Source organism: Aeromonas sp. QDB30 (assembly GCF_027707645.1).
GTDB classification, from domain to species: Bacteria; Pseudomonadota; Gammaproteobacteria; order Enterobacterales; family Aeromonadaceae; genus Aeromonas; species Aeromonas caviae.
Window position 1 is genome coordinate 30,241 of the sequence record NZ_JAPCIY010000012.1, and the last position, 18,016, is coordinate 48,256.

The following is an 18,016-nucleotide window of genomic DNA, read 5'->3' on the forward strand; positions in this document are numbered from 1 at the left end:
TGAAGGAAACGGGAGCCTGTCCCGCAGGTGTTGTCGGCCCGGCAAGGCTCAGGGATGCAGACATGGCAGCGCCTCCGTCCTGGCAAACAGGATGGCCCCCTCCAGCGCGTCGCGCTTGGGGGCGACCAGATGGAAGTGGCCCAGACGGGGGGCGAGGCGCGTGCCGATGCCGCCCAGCAGGGCGATCCGGTCTGCCCCGAGCTGGGTCATGCCCTCCAGCAGCATGCCGAGCTGGGCACAGGTCTCATCCAGCAGGGCGGTGGCGAGATCGTCCCCGTCGCTCGCGGCATCGAACACCCAGGGGGCGAAGCGGCCATAGTCGGCCGGGATGGCGCGCGCAGCCCAGCGCACCACCTCGGCCTGATCCCGCTTGAAGTGATCCATCAGGCGCACCGCCAGGGTGCTGGGGGGCAGGATGCCGTCGTGGCAGAGCAGGGATTGCTGGATGGCGCGCAGCCCCAGCCAGGCGCCGCTGCCGATATCCGAGACGGGGAATCCGCGACCCGAGCAGGTGCGAAGGTGTCCCTCCCGGTAGATGAGCCCCGCCGAGCCGGTGCCCGCGATCAGGATGGCCCCCTCCTGGCCGTCGAAGGCGCCGAGGCAGGCACCAAAGGCATCGGAGGTGAGCTTCACCCGCGCAAACGGGAAGGGCATGGTCAGCATGGCGTGGTAGCAGTCGGCGAGCTCGGCGGAGGCGAGTGCGAGCCCGACTCCCATCCGCTGTTCGCTCTCTCTGGGCAGACCCGCGTCGATGCGGGCCTGATCGATGGCAGCCAGCACATGACCGTGGGCGAGGGCGATGCCCAGCTCCAGATTGGAGCCGGCGGCGCGCCCCTCGCCGAGCAGCTTGCCTGCGTTGTTGCGAATGCGGGCCCGGGTGTGGGTGCCGCCGCCGTCCACCCCGACCCAGAATTCAATCATGGGGGCCTCCCTGCGCGCTTTGCCAGGTGATGGCCAGGGTAAACCTGGCTGGCGGTATGGAGGATCCAGGGCTCTCCCCGGTGCCAGTGATGTGTGAACCGCTCTCAATCATGGTGGCCTCCTTGTGCGCTCTGCCAAGTGATGGCCAGGGCGAACCAGGCGGCGTGCGGGATCCATTGCTCCCCCCAGCGCCAGTTCTGATCCAGCCGATCCTTGTACGCCTCTGGAATAAAGGCCACGTCATTTTCGTCATCGAAGCCGGCGGTGATGCCGTTGCAGATCCCCCCCTGCGCATTGGGGTAGCCGGCGGTGTATTCCGGGTTGTTGATGCCCTGACCCGCCAGCATGCAGGCGTTGAAGGGGTTTCTCCCCAGGATCCAGTCGAGCTGCTGCTGGCCGAAGGTGCGCAGCAGTGCGCTCTGCCCGGGCAGGTGCTGCGCGGCAGCAAACGCCATGGTGGCGAGCGATGCCAGCCGGGCGTTCTCCCCCTGCCACCAGTAACCCGACTCGTTGTGATGGGGCATAAAGAAGCTCACCCGGGGCGCCTCATCGACCCCTTTCACATACTGGCGGGCGAGGGCGAACGGGTTGCCTGCCCGGGCCGCGAGGGCCAGCTCGGTCGCCAGGGCCTGCTCGGCGACGGTCCGGGCCGCCCACTGGCGCGCCGGATCCGGCTCGATGGCGAGATACTCCAGCAGCGCCAGTACCGGCAGGCCCGCCTCGGCGGCGTGGTAGTAGGGGCGAGAGCCATCGTCGTTGGCGGCCCAATGGTGGCCGAGATCGGGATGGGCGCGCTGGCGGGCGCACAGCCGGCCAGCCCGATCCCGCGCCTCGGAGAGCCACTCGGCGCTCAGCGTTCTGGTGAGCTCGACCGCCGCCAGCAGGGCGCAATAGTCGTCGATGATGTTCTCGACCCCGTCGTCCAGGTAGGCGAGGTTGTGCTCGCGCAGGTGCAGGTAGCCGCGTCTGGCCGCTTCGGCGTACTGGCTTGTGTCAAGGTCGCCGCCACTCGGTTCCCGGGCGGCGCGGGCCAGGGCGGCGATGGTCATGCCGCCCCCCTGGCGAAAACCCGCCTGCCAGCGGGCGGACTTGATCCCCTGCTGGGTCGCATAGGCGCACAGCTCCCGCTGTTCGGGATCCTTGCTCCACTTGTCGAACAGGGTCATGTAGAAGAAGCCGCTCTCGTCCTGCATCCGGCAGAGAAAATCCGCCCCGTGCAACCCCTCGTCATTGAGCCGTTTGCACAGGTTCATCCCGTCGATGTCGCGACGTGTCGCCAGGAGTTCCCGGCACTTGAGCAGGGACCAGACCACCATGGGGGTCTGCTGGGGATTGAGGTAGTTGGCGTAGGAGAGGTGACTCAGGTACTTGCTCATGTCGCCGCTGGCGTCGAACCAGCCGCCATGTACGTCCCGGCGCTGATCGGTGCCAAAGAGGCGTGCCCTGCGGTCTGCCCGGTCGAAGGTGCCGCTGGCGCGTTGTCCCTTGAAGTAGTGGATGACATCGGAGAGGCAGCGGCGCGCCAGCAGCCCCCGGCCGATGGCAAAGGGGGTGGAGCGCACCAGGCGCTTCTGTGCTCCCGTGGTCACGACGGCCTCCAGCCGGTAGTGGCCGGGCTCGGTGAAGGCGGAGAAATCGGCCCGCCAGTAGTGGCGCCCCTGCCAGCCGGGGACGCTCCCCGCCGCCACCAGCGGCGTCTCCAGCAGGAGGCGGTCGTCCTCCTGGCGAAGCAACCTGACGTGGCCGCGGATATCGAGGTCGGCGCCGCACTGCAGCAGGGCGCTCTTCTCCCCGTCACATTCGTAACCCACCTGGTTGATCAAAAGTTCCATCAAGGTCTTACTCCGAAGGCTCGCCCCTGGCGGGCGAGGCTCATTGCGGGGCCTTGCGGCCCCGACGCGAGGCATGGCCGGGCGACGGCGCCCGGCCGCGGGCCTGCTTACCCCTGTTCGTGGAGGTAGCAGCGCACGAAGTGGTTGTCGGCGAGCCGGGTCACCGGCGGCAGGCTCTCCTTGCAGCGGGGCATGGCCTGGTGGCAGCGCCCGGCAAAGGGGCAGCCGCGGGATTCCGGGGTCCAGAGCGGTATCTCCCCCTTGCGGCCTCCCTCCAGCTCGGCGTGGATGCTCTTCTCGGGATCGGGCACCGCCGAGATGAGCAACTGGGTGTAGGGGTGCTGGGGGTGGTGCAGGATCTCGTCCACCTCTCCCCACTCCACCATGTGCCCCACGTACATGACCGCCAGATCTTCCGCCACGTAGCGGGCGGTGGCGATGTCGTGGGTGATGTAGAGCATGGAGACGCCGAGCTCGTTCTTCATCTGCTCCATCAGGTTGAGGATGCCGATGCGAATGGAGACGTCGAGCATGGAGGTGGGTTCGTCCGCCAGCACCACTTCCGCCTCCACCGCCAGGTTGCGGGCGATGTTGACCCGCTGCCGCTGGCCGCCGGAGAGCTGGTGAGGGTACTTGGCCGCGGTCGCCTTGGCGGGGGTCAGCCCCACCTTTTCAAGGAGGCCATAGACCATGTCGGGCAGATCCCGCTTGTCGCTCACCTTGCTGTGCAGCAGCAGGGGGCGGGCGATGTGGTGGTAGATGGTGTGGGTCGGATTCAATGAACCGAACGGATCCTGCCACACCATCTGTACGCTCTGGCGATAGTCCAGCAGGGCGGTGCCCTTGTTGAACTCCTCCAGGTCGCGGCCACGGTAGAGGATGCGGCCGTTGGAGAGCTTGTACATCTTGGCGATGATCTTGGCGATGGTGCTCTTGCCGGAGCCGGATTCCCCCACCACTGCCAGGGCCCGGCCCCGGTGCAGGTTGAAGGTGATGTCGGACAGTGCCCGCATCTTGCCGCTCTTGATGGCGTTGGAGTTGACGGCGAAGTCCTTGTAGAGGTGCTGGACCTCGATGATGGGCGCGTCGGTTTGGGCGATTTGCATGACAGACATCCTTAACAGCCAGCGGCCTTGTCCAGATGGATCGGAAGATCCGGTTGTTCCTCTGCTGCCTCATGAAGGTGGCAGGCAGCCTGTTGGCCGGGCAGGATCTCGGCCAGCCGGGTGTATTCCTGGCGGCAGCGCTCGTGCACCTTGCTGCAGCGTGCCTGGAAGCGGCAGCCCACCGGCACCTCCAGCAGATTGAGTGGGCTGCCCGGTATCCCCTCCAGCACGGTCTTGGGCCCGTGCAGGGGGGGGAAGGAATTGCCAAGGCCCCGGGTGTAGGGGTGCAGCGGTGCGGTCAGGATCGCCTTGGCCGGCGCCACCTCCACCAGTTCTCCCGCGTACATGATGCCGATGCGATCGCAGAACTCGACCATCAAGGAGAGGTCGTGGGTGATGAAGAGGATGGAGAAGTTGAACTTCTCTTTCAGTGCATAGACCTTCTGCAGGATCTCCCGCTGCACCACCACGTCCAGCGCCGTGGTGGGCTCGTCCATGATCAGCAGCTCGGGGTTGAGGGCCATGGCGATGGCGATCACCAGCCGCTGGCGCATGCCGCCGGAGAACTGGTGCGGGTAGTCCTTGAGCCGGCTCGGGTGGATGTCGACTATCTCCAGCAGCTCCTGAGCACGCTTGATCGCCTCATAGCGGGTCATGCCGGGGTTGTGGGCCAAGAGCACGTCGCAGAACTGCTCCTCCATGCGCAGCACTGGGTTGAGCGCATTCATGGCGGACTGGAACACCACGCTCGCCTGGCGCCAGCGGTAGCTGCGCAGTCGCTCGTCGTCGAAGGCGAGGATGTTCTCTCCCTTGAACAGGATCTCGCCGCCGCTGATGTAGGCGGGCGGTTTGTGCAGGCGCGCCACCGAGAAGGCGACCGTGGACTTGCCGCAGCCGGACTCGCCGGCGAGGCCGAACACCTCACCCGGCATGATGTCAAAACTGACCGAATTGACGGCGCGCACGTCGCCGCTCTCGGTGATGTAGTCGACGCAGAGCTGGCGCACCGACAGCAGGGGTTGTTGCGGCTTCATGCTGTCTTCTCCTGAGCAGTGATGGGAGTGGCAAGCTGCTTCCAGCGACGCAGGCCCTTGTGGGAACGAAGCTGCGGGTTGGCGATCTCGTCGATGGCGAAGTTGAGCATGGCGAGGCCCGCCCCCAGGGTGGCGATGGCAAAGCAGGGGGCCAGGATCTCCCACCAGGCGCCCACCAGGATGGCGCTCGAGGTCTGGGCGTTGTAGAGCATGATGCCCCAGCTGACCACGGTCGGGTCGCCGAGCCCCAGGAACTCCAGGGTCGCCTCGGTGACGATGGCGTAGATGATGGACCCGATGAAGCTCACCCCGATGATGGAGATGAGGTTCGGCAGTATCTCCACCAGGATGATGCGCCAGGCCGGTTCACCCAGCACCTCGGCGGCGATGACGAACTCCTTTTCCCGCAGGGCCAGGGTCTGGGCGCGGATGACCCGGGCACCATAGGCCCAGGAGGTCAACCCTATGATGAGGGCGATCACCATGGGGGAGGCCTCTCCGATGAAGCTTGCCAGCACCAGCAACAGGGGGAGGTTCGGGATCACCAGCACCACGTTCATCAGGAAGGTGAGGCACTCGTCCACCACGCCGCCGAAGTAGCCGGCGGTGATGCCCACCGTGATGGCCAGGGCGCACACCAGCAGGCCTGCCCCGAAGCCCACCATCAGGGAGATGCGGGCGCCGTTGGTGAACTGGGCCCAGAGATCGTGGCCCATGCGGTTGGAACCCATCACCAGCTCCACGCTGGGGGGCTGGTGGGGGCGGGCGACCCGCTTGGTGGGTTCGTTGCTGGCGAGCAGCGGGGCGAACAGTGCCATCAGCACGAAGGTGACCACGATGGCGAGGCCGAAGGCGGCCTTCTTGTTACCCAGCAGGATTTTCAAGATAGTCGGCATACGCATCTTATTTGCCTCCTGTACGCAGACGGGGATCCAGGAAGACGTAGAGCACGTCCGCCAGGAAATTGAAGCTGAGCATGGTGATGGTCATGATGAGCAGTTGCCCCTGGATGAGGGGGTAGTCACGGGCCAGGATGCCCTGATAGAGGGTCAGTCCCAGGCCGGGGTAGTTGAAGATCACTTCGGTGATGAGGGATCCGCCGATGACGAAACCGAGCGCCATGGAGAGGGCGGTGACGCTGGGCAGCACGGCGTTGCGCGCGCCGTAGTTGAAGATCACCCGGTTGCTGGAGAGCCCCTTGGCCTTGGCCATGGTGATGTAGTCCTCGCCCAGGAGGTTGATCATGTTGTTGCGCATGGTGATGAGAAAGCCCCCTACCTGCACCGCGGCCAGGGTGCCCACCGGCATGATGGCGTGCAGCAGGATGCTCTTGATGTGTTCCCAGCCAAAATCGGCGGGGATCTCGGGGCTGTAGGCGTAGCCGATGGGCAGCCAGCCGAGGCTCACTCCGAACAGGAAGAGGGCGAGCAGGGAGACCACCACGGGGGGGATGGCCTGCATCACCAGGGTTAGCGGGGAGAGGATGCTGTCCATGCGTCCGCCCCGGTACCAGGCGGCGAAGATGCCGACGATGGAGCCGATGGAGAAGCTCAGAATGGTGGAGGTGCCCACCAGGAACAGGGTCCAGCCGATGGCGCGGCCGAGGACGTCGGCAACCGGTTGGGGGTAGTAGCGCACCGAGGTGCCGAGATCCCAGGTGAAGACGCTCTTCACATAGGTGAGAAACTGGGTGCCGATGGGGCCGTCCACGAAACCGAAGGTGGCTTTGAGGGCTTCCAGCGCGGCGGGTTCCATCATGGCGCCGGCCCGGGCAAACATGACGGAGACGGGGTCCCCCGGCATGGCTCTGGGTAGCAGGAAGTTGATGGTGGCGGCCACCAGGAAGGCGACCAGATAGAAGGAGAAGCGTCTAAGTATAAATCCCATGGTGATACCTTTTACTGCAAGCCTGCCCCGCGCCGGGCAAAGCTCCCCCAACCCCGGCAAAGACGGGGGATGGAAGACATGGCGGGGAAGAGGGCCCCCCGCAGGGGGCCGGGGTGATTAGCTGTTTGGCTTGAGTGACAGCACGTGCAGCAGACGCTCCGGGGTGTCCGGGTGAACCTGCGGCTTGGCGACCGGGTTGTCGGCACTGAACCAGCCGTTGAAGCGCTTGGTGCTGTATTCGTACCAGGTCGGGTTGTTGAACACCGGGATGATGGTCTGGTTGGCCCCGACACGCTCCTGGATGGCGAACATGATCTCCTTCTGCTTGGCCGCATCGGCGGTCTGGGTGAAGTCGTCGATCAGCTTGTCGAGCTCGGGATCCTTGTAGCGGGGCGCCGCGAAGCGGTTGCCGCGCTCACCCATGTTGCGGGAGTGGAAGGCGGTCTCGAAGTACTTGTGCGGGTTGGCACCGGCAAAGTAACCCTGCAGGGCGACGTCGAAGTCACCGGTGATCAGGGACTCGGTCCAGACGGTGGCTTCCGGGGTGGCGGTCTTGGCGTTCAGGCCCAGGGCCTGCAGGCCTTCGACCCCGATCTGGACGGTGTTGACCCAGTCGGTCCAGCCGTTCGGTACCAGCACCTTGAACTCGATCTTCTTGCAGCTCGGGGTGTCGAGGAACTTGTCGCCGTCACAGTCCTTGTAGCCCGCCTGTTTCAGCAGGGCCTTGGCCCCTTCCAGGTCGAACTTGTTGTACTTGCCGTACTTCTTCTCGACGTCCGGGTTGTCCCAGGAAGCGAATGCCTTGCCAAGCCCTGACGGGTACTCGTTGACGGTGGGGTAGCCGTAGCCCGCGATGTCCACCATGGACTGGCGGTCCATGGCCATGGAGAAGGCGCGGCGGAAGTTGATGTCGTTGAAGGCTTCGTGGTTGCCCGGGTTCTTGCTCTGGAAGTTGACGTTGAACGCCACTGTGCCGGAGGCGGGGAACCAGTACTTGTTGTTCTTCGGATCGTTGCCGACGTAGAGACGCTCGATGTCCGGCACGAAGGAGCCGAACCAGTCCACGTCACCCTTCATCACGGCGGCCAGAACCTGGTCGTTGGTGGCCATCTGCGGCATGCGCAGGCAGTCGATGGAGAGGCTGGCGTTGTCCCAGTAGTGCGGGTTGCGGCACTGGGTGTAGAGCTGGGCGGAGAAGTTGTCCACTTCGGTGAAGGGACCGGTCCCGACCGGCTTGTCGTTGGTGAAGGCCACCGGGTCTTTCACCGACTTCCACTGATGCTCCGGCACGATGGGCACCAGCACCAGGTCGTTCACCACGTTGGTGTTGATCTCGGCCAGGTCGAATTTGACCTTGTGGTCACCCAGCTTCTCGACACCCTTGATCTGAGTCCAGATGGAGCGCTCGTCCAGCGCCTTGTTGGCCTTGACCAGGTTGAAGGAGAAGAGGATGTCGTCGGCGGTGAAGGCTTCACCATCGGACCACTTGACCCCTTCGCGCAGGTCGAAGGTGACGGATTTCAGATCATCGCTGAAGGCGTAGTGGGTGGCCAGACGATAGACGGGTTTGCCACCCTGCATATCGTTGAAGATCACCAGCGGCTCATAGATGAAGTGACGGGTGGTGTGGAGCAGACCCGCTTGCAGGAAGGGGTTGAAGTTCTTGACCCATGCGGTTTCCTGCTGGGCAACCAGGGTCAGCACCGTCTTGTTGTCGGCGGCCATGGCTGTGCCGGTGGCACCGGCGAGCAGAGTTCCCAGCATGACTGAGGTTGCGATTTTGGATACTTTGGCAAGCATATTTTTTCCTTTCTTATTGGTCTTCCATGGTTTTGGAATGGAGCACCGACATCGCATGCTTGGATACCGGCCCTCGCTGTTGGTCAGGTTTTGCACCCTTGTAGTTGTGTCGTCCAACGCCCTTAGAAAAGCAGAATTAACAGGAAAACAACAACCCTTCATTTCGTCGATATCGTAAAAATTGCACGGCGTACGTCATTATCGTCAAAATGCATTTTAAATCCTTTTAAATTATAAAGTTGCGTTAATTCTCACAAAGTAAAAAGTCTCCTTGCCACTCCCTGTGGCAACGATAATGTGAGCTGGATCGTGCTCGTTTTTTCCCCGTTGACACGGCTTATTTTTGTGCAGGAAACAAGCGGCTCATGTGGCAGGAGAGAAGTGTGCGCTGGTTCACGGGCGCGTGCGAAAAGAGGGAGGGGAGGGAGACCGGTGATGAGGGGTGGGACAGGGGATGACATGGGGGCATGCAAGAGCCTGACGGGCGGCGGACATTAAAAAAGCCAGTCGGTGAGACCGACTGGCTTTGAGGGGGAGTGGCGTGATTATTCCACCAGGCTGGCCCAGAGGTCGTACTCGTCCGCTTCGTCGATGCGGACCTTGACCATGTCGCCGGGCTTGAGGCCGGTTTCACCGTTCAGGTAGACCAGGCCGTCGATCTCGGGGGCATCGGCGGCGGAGCGGCCGGTGGCGCCCTCTTCGTCCACCTCGTCGATCAGCACCAGCATCTCTTTGCCCACTTTACGGGCCAGCTTGCGGATGGAGACCTGCTGTTGCAGCTCCATGAAGCGCTGGAAGCGTTCTTCCTGCACCTCGGCTGGCACCGGATCCGGCAGCTCGTTGGCCTTGGCCCCCTCGACCGGGCTGTATTTGAAGCAGCCAACCCTGTCCAGCTCCGCCTTGTCGATGAAGTCCAGCAGCATCTGGAACTCTTCTTCGGTCTCGCCGGGGAAGCCGACGATGAAGGTGGAGCGCAGGGTGATCTCGGGGCAGATCTCGCGCCACTTCTGGATGCGCTCCAGGGTGCGCTCGACGGAGCCGGGGCGCTTCATCAATTTGAGGATGCGCGGGCTGGCGTGCTGCAGCGGGATGTCGAGGTAGGGGAGGATTTTGCCGTCGCGCATCAGGGGGATGACGTCATCCACGTGCGGGTACGGGTAGACGTAGTGCAGGCGCACCCACATGCCGAGCTTGGCCAGCTCTTCGCACAGGGCCACCATGCTGGTCTTGACCGGCATGCCGTCGTAGAAACCGGTGCGGTGCTTGACGTCCACGCCGTAGGCGGAGGTGTCCTGGGAGATCACCAGGATCTCCTTCACGCCGGCCTCTTTCAGGCGCTTGGCCTCGGCTAGTACTTCGCCGATGGGGCGGCTCACCAGATCCCCGCGCATGGAGGGAATGATGCAGAAGGTGCAGCGGTGGTTGCAGCCTTCGGAAATCTTGAGATAGGCGTAGTGGCGCGGGGTCAGCTTGACGCCCTGGGCCGGCACCAGGCTGGTGAAGGGGTTGTGGGTGGGTTTTTCCACGTATTTGTGGACGTGGCCCAGCACCTCTTCATAGGCGTGGGGACCGGTGATCTCGAGCACCTTGGGGTGGATCTCGCGGATCTGGTTCTCTTTGGCGCCGAGGCAGCCGGTGACGATCACCTTGCCGTTCTCGGCCAGGGCTTCACCGATGGCTTCCAGGGACTCCTGCACCGCGCTGTCGATGAAGCCGCAGGTGTTGACCACCACCAGCTCCGCATCGTCATAGCTGGGCACCACGTCGTACCCTTCGGTACGCAGCTGGGTCAGGATGCGTTCGGAATCGACCAGGTTTTTGGGGCAACCCAAGGAGACGAATCCTACTTTGGGGGCCTGTTTTGTGTTGGACATCGCTCAATCACTCTTAGGTGGCTCTTATTCAAGGGCGCGGATTTTACCGGAATGGCTAACCAAAAACTATACAGCCGACACGTCGGAAGCGAACAATCTCTTTGCCCGGGGAAGCGGGGTGGGGCGGGCGTGACATGACCACGGGCAGGGAGGGGGCCGTCGCCGGTGCGGGCGGGATCACGATCCCTGTGCGCCGTCACCATTTGGCAGGAGGGGCAAAACGGGTGTCACTATACTCCCAACAGGCCTATCAGAAGGATGTGCGGGATGGAGAGTTCATTTGGTGAGAAAGTGCAGAATGTGCACGCCACCCTCAGGCAGCGGTTTGACAAGTTGAGCCGGGTGGCGATCGCCATCTACGACCCGCAGACGGACCAGCTCAAGACCTTTGCCCACAGCACGGACGGGGGCTCGCCGCTGTTGCAGTACGAGGTCAGGCTGAGCGAGGTGCCTTCCCTGCGCTACCTGGCCGAGCACCAGCAGCCCAGGGTGCTCGACACCCTGGATTCCCTGCTGGGCTCCCCCTCCGAGCACAGCCGCAAAGTGCTGGCTGCCGGGTACGCGTCGAGCTATACCGAGCCGCTGCTGCTCAACAGTCGCTTGTTCGGCTTTCTGTTTTGCGATGCCAAAGAGCCCGGTTACTTCGATGGCGCCATTTGCGGTGAGCTGGCGGCCTATGCCCAGATCCTGGCGGCCATCATCGCGGTGGAGTTCTTCTCCATCCAGACCCTGAACGGGGCCCTGACCACGGTGCGGGAGTTCAGCCGCTACCGGGACGAGGAGACCGCCAATCACCTGCACCGGATGTCGGCCTATTCGCGGCTCATCGCCCGGGAGGTGGCGGCCCATTACCCCTTTAGTGACGAGGAGGTGGAGTTCATTCACCTCTTCTCCGAGCTGCACGATATCGGCAAGATTGCGGTGCCCGACGCCATCCTGCTCAAGCCGGGCAAGCTCACGGCCGAGGAGTACGGGGTGATGAAGACCCACCCCTTCAAGGGGCGGGAGATGATCGCCCTGATGATCCGCGAGTTCGGCCTCGACGGCATCCATCACACCGACATGCTGAAGAACATCATCGCCTACCACCACTAGCGTTTCGACGGTCAGGGCTACCCGGAAGGCCTAGCGGGGGAGGCGATCCCCCTGGAAGCCCGCATCGTCGCGGTGGCGGATGTGTTTGACGCCCTCACCAGCGAGCGCCCCTACAAGCAGGCCTGGCCCCTCGAAACGGCCTTCGAATACCTCAAGACCCATGCCGGCAGCCAGTTCGACCCTGTCTGCGTCGCGGCGGCGCTGCAAAGCCGGGAGGCGTTTTGTGCCATCCATCGGCAATATCGGGATCCCGTGATCACCTGATTGCGCCTCTCTCTCCTCCCCGGCTTCCCCCGGATTCCCCAGACCCCGTCATCTGATGGCGGGGCCTGGGGCCATTTCTCGTTTCATCGTCTTGAGGCGCATCCGGCGCCGGGGGGCTCTGCGGCTTTGGGCGGGGCAGGGCGCCGCGGTGGGCGGGGCGGCCAACGGGAGGATTATCCGGGGTAAGGTCATAAGAGTGCCTTATAAAGAGAGGCCAGATATTAGCCGTATGACTGACATGAGGCCGCTAGTGGGCACGACATGGCCGGGGCGGCGCCTCTGGCGACCCGTCCCGTCGCGATGTCGGCTCGGTGGTGACGCTTTGATCATTTCAATAATTCTTGTATAGTTGAAATGAAGCATCCAAGGGGGGAGACCCATGAACAAAGAGACGGCCACCAAGGTCTTTGAATCGCTGGCATCCGGGATCCGGCTCGAGGTGTGGCGGCTGCTGGTCAAGGCCGGGCTGGAGGGGCGGGTCGCGGGGGAGCTGGCCGGCGAGCTCGACATCGCCCCCAATACCCTCTCGTTTCACCTCAAGGGGATGCTCAACGCCGGGTTGCTGTCAGTGGAGCAGGAGGGGCGTTTTCTGCGCTATCGCGCCAACATCCCCCTGATGCTGGGGGTGATCGCCTACCTCACCGAGGAGTGCTGCGCCGGTCATCCCGAGGCGTGCGGCCTGCTGCCCGCCGGGCCCGGCAGCGCTTCCCGCGCCGAGGGGTCGTCGCCCTGCTGCGGCGAGTCGTAACAGGCCATGCCGGGCTGTCGATGCCCATGTGCCGTGTCATTCATCTATTCAACCTGGGGTGCGAGCGTGGATCGCACCGGGAGTCATCATGTCTGCAAGCTGTGAGGCCAAGGCAGCCCCTGCCATCGGCTTTTTTGAACGTTATCTGACCGCCTGGGTCGCCCTCTGCATCCTGGTGGGCATTGGTCTGGGGCAGGGGTTGCCGAGTCTCTTCAAGGCCATCGGCGCCATGGAGGTGGCCAGGGTCAACCTGCCGGTGGGGCTGCTTATCTGGGTGATGATCATCCCCATGCTGCTCAAGATCGACTTTGGCGCCCTGCACCAGGTGAAGGGGCACCTCAAGGGAATCGGGGTCACCCTCTTCATCAACTGGCTGGTCAAGCCATTCTCCATGGCTTTCCTCGGCTGGCTCTTCATCCGCGTGCTGTTTGCCGACTGGCTGCCGGCGGATCAGCTCGACAGCTACGTGGCGGGCCTCATCTTGCTGGCGGCGGCCCCCTGCACCGCCATGGTGTTTGTCTGGAGTCGCCTCACCAACGGCGATCCCTACTTCACCCTGTCGCAGGTGGCGGTGAACGACCTCATCATGGTGTTTGCCTTTGCCCCGCTGGTGGCGCTGCTGCTCGGGGTCTCCAGCATAGTCGTGCCCTGGGATACCCTGCTTACCTCGGTGGTGCTCTACATCGTCATCCCCGTCATCCTCGCCCAGTTGCTGCGCAAGGCCTTGCTGAGAAAGGGGCAGGCCCATTTTGACGGCGTCATGACGTGCATCCAGCCCTGGTCGGTGGCGGCCCTGCTGCTCACCCTGGTGCTGCTGTTCGCCTTCCAGGGCAACGCCATCATGGAGCAGCCGCTGGTCATCGCCCTCCTGGCGGTGCCCATCCTGATCCAGGTGCTGTTCAACTCCGGGCTCGCCTACTGGCTCAACCGCAAGGTGGGGGAGAAGCACTCGGTGGCCTGCCCTTCCGCCCTGATCGGGGCCTCCAACTTCTTCGAGCTGGCGGTGGCCGCCGCCATCAGCCTGTTCGGCTTTCATTCCGGCGCGGCGCTCGCCACCGTGGTCGGGGTGCTCATCGAGGTACCGGTCATGCTGCTGGTGGTGCGCGTGGTCAACGCCAGCAAACCCTGGTACGAGGCGGGGCCAAATCGCTAACGGATGGCCGCTAACCCATTTCTATTCACTTGAGTCATGAGAGACAGGCAAATGAGTGCAATCACCCTCTATCACAACCCGGAGTGCGGCACCTCCCGCAACACCCTGGAGCTTATTCGCAACAGCGGCGTGGAGCCCACCATCATCCACTATCTGGAGACGCCCCCCTCCCGCGACGAGCTGGTGGCCCTGATCGCCGCCATGGGCATGCCGGTGCGCGATCTGCTGCGCAAGAACGTGCCCCCCTACGAGGCGCTGGGGCTGGCGGAAGAGCGTTTCAGCGACGATGAGCTTATCGACGCCATGCTGGCCCATCCCATCCTCATCAACCGGCCCATCGTGGTCACCCCCCTCGGCACCCGGCTGTGCCGCCCGTCGGAGGTGGTGCTCGATATCCTGCCCGACCCGCAGCAAGGGGCCTTTGCCAAGGAGGATGGCGAGCAGGTGGTGGACGGTCAGGGCAAACGGCTTCGTTGAGCCCCTGCGCGTCAGCGTCTGACCCGCGCCGGGGGGATGCCCTTAACGGGCAGGCGCCAGATCTGCTACTGTGACCTTCGACTCATCACAGAGGGTGGAAACAATGAAGATTCGATTCCTGGTGATAGCCACGGCACTGGCGCTGGCCTCAACCCCCGGTCTGGCCGACTGGGCAAAGCTGAAGGAGGCCGCCTCCGAACTCGGTACCGCGGTGAGCGATACCAGCAAGGAGGCGTGGAAGGGGATCACCGATTTTTCCAAGGAGACCTGGGAGTCGGTGTCCAGCTGGGGGGCCGAGGCCTACAACAAGGCGGGGGCCTGGACGGCAGAGAGCGCGGCCACCGGCAAGGAGTGGCTGACCGCCGCCGACAAGAAGCTCGACACCATGCTCGAGCCCAAGACCCCGGAGGAGGCGAGAACCGCCCTCGATACCATGGCCGATACCGCCCTGGTGCGGCTGTTCAACGAGCAGCCCTCGGCCAAGTTGCTGTTTGACAAGGCTTATGGCTATGCGGTGTTCGACTCGCGCAAGTTCTCCCTGATGATCCACACCAATCAGGGGGCCGGGGTCGCCGTCAATCGCACCAGTGGCAAGCACACCTACATGAAGATGTTCGGTGCCGGTCTTGCGGCCGGGATCGGCGGCAAGTTCTACCAGCAGGTGATCCTGTTCGAAGACAGGGCGAGGTTCGATGCCTTCGTCAGCAAGGGGTGGGAAGCCACCTCCGAGGTGGGCGCCGTGGCGGGCAAGGAGAGCGCCGAGCTCACCGCCAAATACAATGGGGGCATGGCCATCTATCAGATTGGCGAGAAGGGACTGTTGCTTGACGCCAACATCTCGGGCTCCAAGTACTGGCTGGATGATGACCTGAACAAGTAACCCCTGCCAATCTGACCCGGTCTTTCATGGATGGCTAGAGATGCGTGAATTCAGATAATAAGTGCAATGCCCATGGTGCATAGGAGAGAGGCGGTCAACTACCAGTTAGGGTACGCTTCTTCTCGCCAAAGAAACAAAGCGATACACCATGAAATACCAGCAGTTGACCGAGGGGCTACGATACCAGATTGCCTGCCTCCGTGACCATGGCCTGTCACAGGCCCGCATTGCCAAACAGCTCGGGGTTCATCCATCGACTATCAGTCGTGAGCTTCGTCGTAATTGTGCTGGGCAGGCCTATCAGCCGCAGCAGGCTCACCAACTTGCCACGGCACGACGGCTGACGAGTCAGAAGCGTACTGTCCCGTCTGATACCATCGACTTTGTTTGCATGGCGCTGGTCGCGGACTGGAGTCCCGAGCAAATCAGTGGCGTTGGAGACATGATTAACTGCCCGGTTAGCCACGAGTGGATATACCGCTATGTGGCACGCGACAAGGCCAACGGTGGCACGCTATACCGGCATCTGCGTCAGGGTCACAAACGCTATCGCAAGGGTAAGAACAGCAAACGCAGTGTCATTCCCAATCCGGTATCGATTGATGAACGCCCTGCGATAGTCAATGAGCGGAGCCGTGTGGGAGATTGGGAAGTCGATACCGTGTTGGGTAAGCAAGGCAGCGGTGCAATAGTGAGTCTGTTGGAGCGTAAGAGCCGGCTCTACCTGGTTCAATACGTTCCCAGCAAAACAGCCAGCGCGGTGGCGGACACCATTATCAGCATGCTGAAACCCTACCAGGCACATGTCCATACCATCACAGCTGACAATGGTAGCGAGTTTGTCGAACATGAACGTGTTGCAGCAGAGCTGGAAGCGCAGGTGTACTTTGCGCATCCATACAGTGCATGGGAACGGGGACAGAATGAGAATAGCAATGGTCTGCTGCGGCAATATGTGCCCAAAGGCAGTGATTTGAGTGTGGTGACAGCAGAGGCACTGTCAGCCGTCGAAAAGCGGCTGAACTTCAGGCCGCGCAAATGCTTGGGATTTAAACAGCCACAGGTGGTTTTTGACGAACTTCTGAAAGCAGCCTGATTTTTAATCGGGAATTGCACTTCGAAGTTGAATTCGCGATCAAGAAGATGACAGAGAAGCGCAATATTGCACAGAATCTGGCCGAAGACGAAGTGCTGCAGTGGGTGACCTTCCAGTTGGAAAACGAGACCTATGGCATCAACGTGATGCAGGTTCAGGAAGTGTTGCGCTACACCGAGATCGCTCCGGTCCCGGGTGCACCTGACTACGTGCTGGGTATCATCAACCTGCGTGGCAACGTGGTGACCGTCATCGATACCCGCTCCCGTTTCGGCCTGCCGGCCGGGGACGTGAGCGAGAACTCCCGTATCGTCATCATCGAGGCGGAGAAGCAGGTAATCGGCATCATGGTGGACAGCGTGGCCGAGGTGGTCTATCTGCGTTCCTCCGAGATCGATGCCGCCCCGGCGGTGGGCACCGAGGAGAGCGCCAAGTTCATCCAGGGCGTCAGCAACCGTGACGGCCAACTGCTGATCCTGGTGGATCTCAACAAGCTGCTCTCCGACGAAGAGTGGGAAGACATTGGTTCCCTGTAACAGGGACGGGAACGTGCGGACGGGGGCGATGGCACCTGTCTGCCTCCCTGTGACGGTAAGGTGATGGTTTGATGATTGAATTTGCAGCCTTGGGGTTGTCCTTGCTCGCACTGGTGCTGGCCCTTTACGGGATCCTGGGGCACCGTCGTCGCCAGCGAGAGTCCGAGGCCAGGGTGGAAGCGCTGCAGGGGCAGCTCGAGAGTCTGCGCAAGCAGATGATGGAGTTGCACACGGGTGCCATCGGCATGGGTCAGCGTCTGCAAGCCGCAGAAGGGGCCATGCAGAAGATCCACGACAGCCAGCAGGAGCTGACGTTGCAGGATCCGGAGCGCCGCCTCTACAGCCGCGCCGCCAAGATGGTGGAGCTTGGTGCCGATCTGGACGAGGTGATGAGCGAGTGCGAGTTGCCCCAGGCGGAAGCGGAGCTGCTTATTTCCCTGCGAAAGGGGCGCAGCTGACGTATGTGTCGCGGGGAGGCCGGTGCCTCCCCGCTTTCTGTTCGGCCCGTGGCCACCTCTTTCTTGATGCCGGGACGGTGGATAATCCTTTGGCATCAATCTCTTTGGTGGGGGCGCGATCTTCCCCACAAATCTTGTTGATTATCGGCATCTTTGAAAAGACGCCTCCGGATCCTGTGTTAATATGCAGGCCGCCTCATTTTCAACGATTAGATCCCCATGCTGCTTCAAGCGAACAATCTGAGCTGCGTACGTGAAGATCGCACCCTGTTTGAACATCTCTCCTTCGCGGTGCGCTCGGGGGATCTGATGCAGATTGAAGGGCCCAACGGGGTGGGCAAGACCAGCCTGCTGCGCCTGCTGACCGGTCTCTCCCAGCCCTTCGCGGGGGAGGTGTGCTGGAACGGGGAGGACATCCGCCGCTGCCGGGACGAGTACCATGCCAGCCTGCTCTACCTGGGCCATCAGCCCGGCGTCAAGGCGACCCTGACCCCCCTCGAGAACCTCTCCTTCTACCAGAAGCTTCATGGCCCAGCCGGGGGCGAGGTGGATCTGTGGCGGGTGCTGGCCCAGGTCGGCCTCGCCGGTTTCGAGGACTATCCCGCGGGCCAGCTCTCGGCGGGGCAGCAGCGGCGCGTGGCCCTGGCCAGGCTCTGGCTGAGCGACCGGCCGGCGCTCTGGATCCTGGACGAGCCCTTCACCGCCATCGACAAGCAGGGGGTCCGGGTGCTGGAGCAGTTGTTTCTGACCCATGCGGACCGGGGGGGCATGGTGGTGCTCACCACCCACCAGGATCTGACCCTGATGCAGGGGCGTCTCAAGACCCTCTCCCTGTCCTCGCTGTTGCAGGAGTAG

The 18,016-nt window shown here is 62.9% G+C and carries 16 protein-coding genes and 1 pseudogene; 9 read left to right on the forward strand and 8 right to left on the reverse strand.

Going from position 1 to position 18,016, the window contains the following annotated elements; all coding sequences use genetic code 11:
• Positions 1–48 precede the first annotated feature (48 nt).
• The 8 genes from PG896_RS05885 to rimO all read right to left on the reverse strand — a co-directional run bounded on the left by PG896_RS05885 (position 49) and on the right by rimO (position 10,454).
• The gene (locus PG896_RS05885) at positions 49–921 is read right to left on the reverse strand and encodes a BadF/BadG/BcrA/BcrD ATPase family protein (RefSeq protein WP_270835514.1); all 873 of its coding nucleotides are present in this window, start codon (positions 919–921) and stop codon (positions 49–51) included.
• A gap of 104 nt (positions 922–1,025) precedes the next feature.
• Positions 1,026–2,753: a glycoside hydrolase family 9 protein gene (locus PG896_RS05890; RefSeq protein WP_270835521.1), complete on the reverse strand. Its 1,728-nt coding sequence runs from the start codon at positions 2,751–2,753 to the stop codon at positions 1,026–1,028.
• A gap of 107 nt (positions 2,754–2,860) precedes the next feature.
• The gene (locus PG896_RS05895; protein ID WP_039040529.1) at positions 2,861–3,859 is read right to left on the reverse strand and encodes an ABC transporter ATP-binding protein; all 999 of its coding nucleotides are present in this window, start codon (positions 3,857–3,859) and stop codon (positions 2,861–2,863) included.
• An 11-nt stretch (positions 3,860–3,870) separates the two neighbouring features.
• Positions 3,871–4,893: an ABC transporter ATP-binding protein gene (locus PG896_RS05900; protein ID WP_201872649.1), complete on the reverse strand. Its 1,023-nt coding sequence runs from the start codon at positions 4,891–4,893 to the stop codon at positions 3,871–3,873.
• Entirely contained in the window at positions 4,890–5,795 is a 906-nt protein-coding gene (locus tag PG896_RS05905) for an ABC transporter permease (RefSeq protein WP_010673904.1), read from the reverse strand. Before PG896_RS05905 ends, PG896_RS05900 begins: the two co-directional genes overlap by 4 nt.
• A gap of 1 nt (position 5,796) precedes the next feature.
• Positions 5,797–6,780, reverse strand: a complete 984-nt coding sequence (locus tag PG896_RS05910) for an ABC transporter permease (protein ID WP_010673905.1) — start codon at positions 6,778–6,780, stop codon at positions 5,797–5,799.
• A gap of 117 nt (positions 6,781–6,897) precedes the next feature.
• Complete coding sequence (locus PG896_RS05915) at positions 6,898–8,580, reverse strand: ABC transporter substrate-binding protein (RefSeq protein ID WP_010673906.1); 1,683 nt, start codon at positions 8,578–8,580, stop codon at positions 6,898–6,900.
• Positions 8,581–9,125: 545 nt separating this feature from the next.
• The gene (gene rimO, locus PG896_RS05920; protein ID WP_010673908.1) at positions 9,126–10,454 is read right to left on the reverse strand and encodes a 30S ribosomal protein S12 methylthiotransferase RimO; all 1,329 of its coding nucleotides are present in this window, start codon (positions 10,452–10,454) and stop codon (positions 9,126–9,128) included.
• A gap of 267 nt (positions 10,455–10,721) precedes the next feature.
• Between rimO and PG896_RS05925 the strand changes: the two are divergent.
• The 9 genes and pseudogenes from PG896_RS05925 (at position 10,722) to ccmA (ending at position 18,016) form a co-directional block, all read left to right on the forward strand.
• A pseudogene (locus tag PG896_RS05925) lies at positions 10,722–11,813 on the forward strand (HD domain-containing phosphohydrolase).
• Positions 11,814–12,192: 379 nt separating this feature from the next.
• Positions 12,193–12,561 carry an ArsR/SmtB family transcription factor gene (locus PG896_RS05930; RefSeq protein ID WP_039039917.1) on the forward strand — a complete coding sequence of 123 codons (369 nt, stop codon included), beginning with the start codon at positions 12,193–12,195 and terminating at the stop codon, positions 12,559–12,561.
• An 88-nt stretch (positions 12,562–12,649) separates the two neighbouring features.
• Entirely contained in the window at positions 12,650–13,714 is a 1,065-nt protein-coding gene (arsB, locus tag PG896_RS05935; RefSeq protein ID WP_244812436.1) for an ACR3 family arsenite efflux transporter, read from the forward strand.
• A gap of 51 nt (positions 13,715–13,765) precedes the next feature.
• Complete coding sequence (arsC, locus tag PG896_RS05940; protein WP_010673912.1) at positions 13,766–14,191, forward strand: glutaredoxin-dependent arsenate reductase; 426 nt, start codon at positions 13,766–13,768, stop codon at positions 14,189–14,191.
• Between the two features lie 103 nt (positions 14,192–14,294).
• Entirely contained in the window at positions 14,295–15,071 is a 777-nt protein-coding gene (gene befA, locus PG896_RS05945) for a beta cell expansion factor BefA (RefSeq protein WP_244812437.1), read from the forward strand.
• A 148-nt stretch (positions 15,072–15,219) separates the two neighbouring features.
• Complete coding sequence (locus PG896_RS05950; RefSeq protein WP_012564931.1) at positions 15,220–16,167, forward strand: IS30-like element ISAeca1 family transposase; 948 nt, start codon at positions 15,220–15,222, stop codon at positions 16,165–16,167.
• Between the two features lie 47 nt (positions 16,168–16,214).
• Positions 16,215–16,703 carry a chemotaxis protein CheW gene (locus PG896_RS05955; RefSeq protein ID WP_010673942.1) on the forward strand — a complete coding sequence of 163 codons (489 nt, stop codon included), beginning with the start codon at positions 16,215–16,217 and terminating at the stop codon, positions 16,701–16,703.
• Between the two features lie 71 nt (positions 16,704–16,774).
• Entirely contained in the window at positions 16,775–17,161 is a 387-nt protein-coding gene (locus tag PG896_RS05960) for a DUF2802 domain-containing protein (RefSeq protein WP_010673943.1), read from the forward strand.
• 219 nt (positions 17,162–17,380) lie between these two features.
• Positions 17,381–18,016, forward strand: coding sequence for a cytochrome c biogenesis heme-transporting ATPase CcmA (gene ccmA / locus PG896_RS05965; RefSeq protein WP_209793475.1), 636 nt, complete (start codon positions 17,381–17,383; stop codon positions 18,014–18,016).

Coding starts and splice junctions, on each gene's coding strand:
- PG896_RS05960 (WP_010673943.1), top strand. CDS start 16,775: ATGATTGAATTTGCAGCCTTGGGGTTGTCCTTGCTCGCACTGGTGCTG.
- rimO (WP_010673908.1), bottom strand. CDS start 10,454: ATGTCCAACACAAAACAGGCCCCCAAAGTAGGATTCGTCTCCTTGGGT.
- PG896_RS05930 (WP_039039917.1), top strand. CDS start 12,193: ATGAACAAAGAGACGGCCACCAAGGTCTTTGAATCGCTGGCATCCGGG.
- befA (WP_244812437.1), top strand. CDS start 14,295: ATGAAGATTCGATTCCTGGTGATAGCCACGGCACTGGCGCTGGCCTCA.
- PG896_RS05890 (WP_270835521.1), bottom strand. CDS start 2,753: ATGGAACTTTTGATCAACCAGGTGGGTTACGAATGTGACGGGGAGAAG.
- PG896_RS05900 (WP_201872649.1), bottom strand. CDS start 4,893: ATGAAGCCGCAACAACCCCTGCTGTCGGTGCGCCAGCTCTGCGTCGAC.
- PG896_RS05915 (WP_010673906.1), bottom strand. CDS start 8,580: ATGCTTGCCAAAGTATCCAAAATCGCAACCTCAGTCATGCTGGGAACT.
- arsB (WP_244812436.1), top strand. CDS start 12,650: ATGTCTGCAAGCTGTGAGGCCAAGGCAGCCCCTGCCATCGGCTTTTTT.
- PG896_RS05895 (WP_039040529.1), bottom strand. CDS start 3,859: ATGCAAATCGCCCAAACCGACGCGCCCATCATCGAGGTCCAGCACCTC.
- arsC (WP_010673912.1), top strand. CDS start 13,766: ATGAGTGCAATCACCCTCTATCACAACCCGGAGTGCGGCACCTCCCGC.
- PG896_RS05955 (WP_010673942.1), top strand. CDS start 16,215: ATGACAGAGAAGCGCAATATTGCACAGAATCTGGCCGAAGACGAAGTG.
- PG896_RS05905 (WP_010673904.1), bottom strand. CDS start 5,795: ATGCGTATGCCGACTATCTTGAAAATCCTGCTGGGTAACAAGAAGGCC.
- PG896_RS05910 (WP_010673905.1), bottom strand. CDS start 6,780: ATGGGATTTATACTTAGACGCTTCTCCTTCTATCTGGTCGCCTTCCTG.
- PG896_RS05950 (WP_012564931.1), top strand. CDS start 15,220: ATGAAATACCAGCAGTTGACCGAGGGGCTACGATACCAGATTGCCTGC.
- ccmA (WP_209793475.1), top strand. CDS start 17,381: ATGCTGCTTCAAGCGAACAATCTGAGCTGCGTACGTGAAGATCGCACC.
- PG896_RS05885 (WP_270835514.1), bottom strand. CDS start 921: ATGATTGAATTCTGGGTCGGGGTGGACGGCGGCGGCACCCACACCCGG.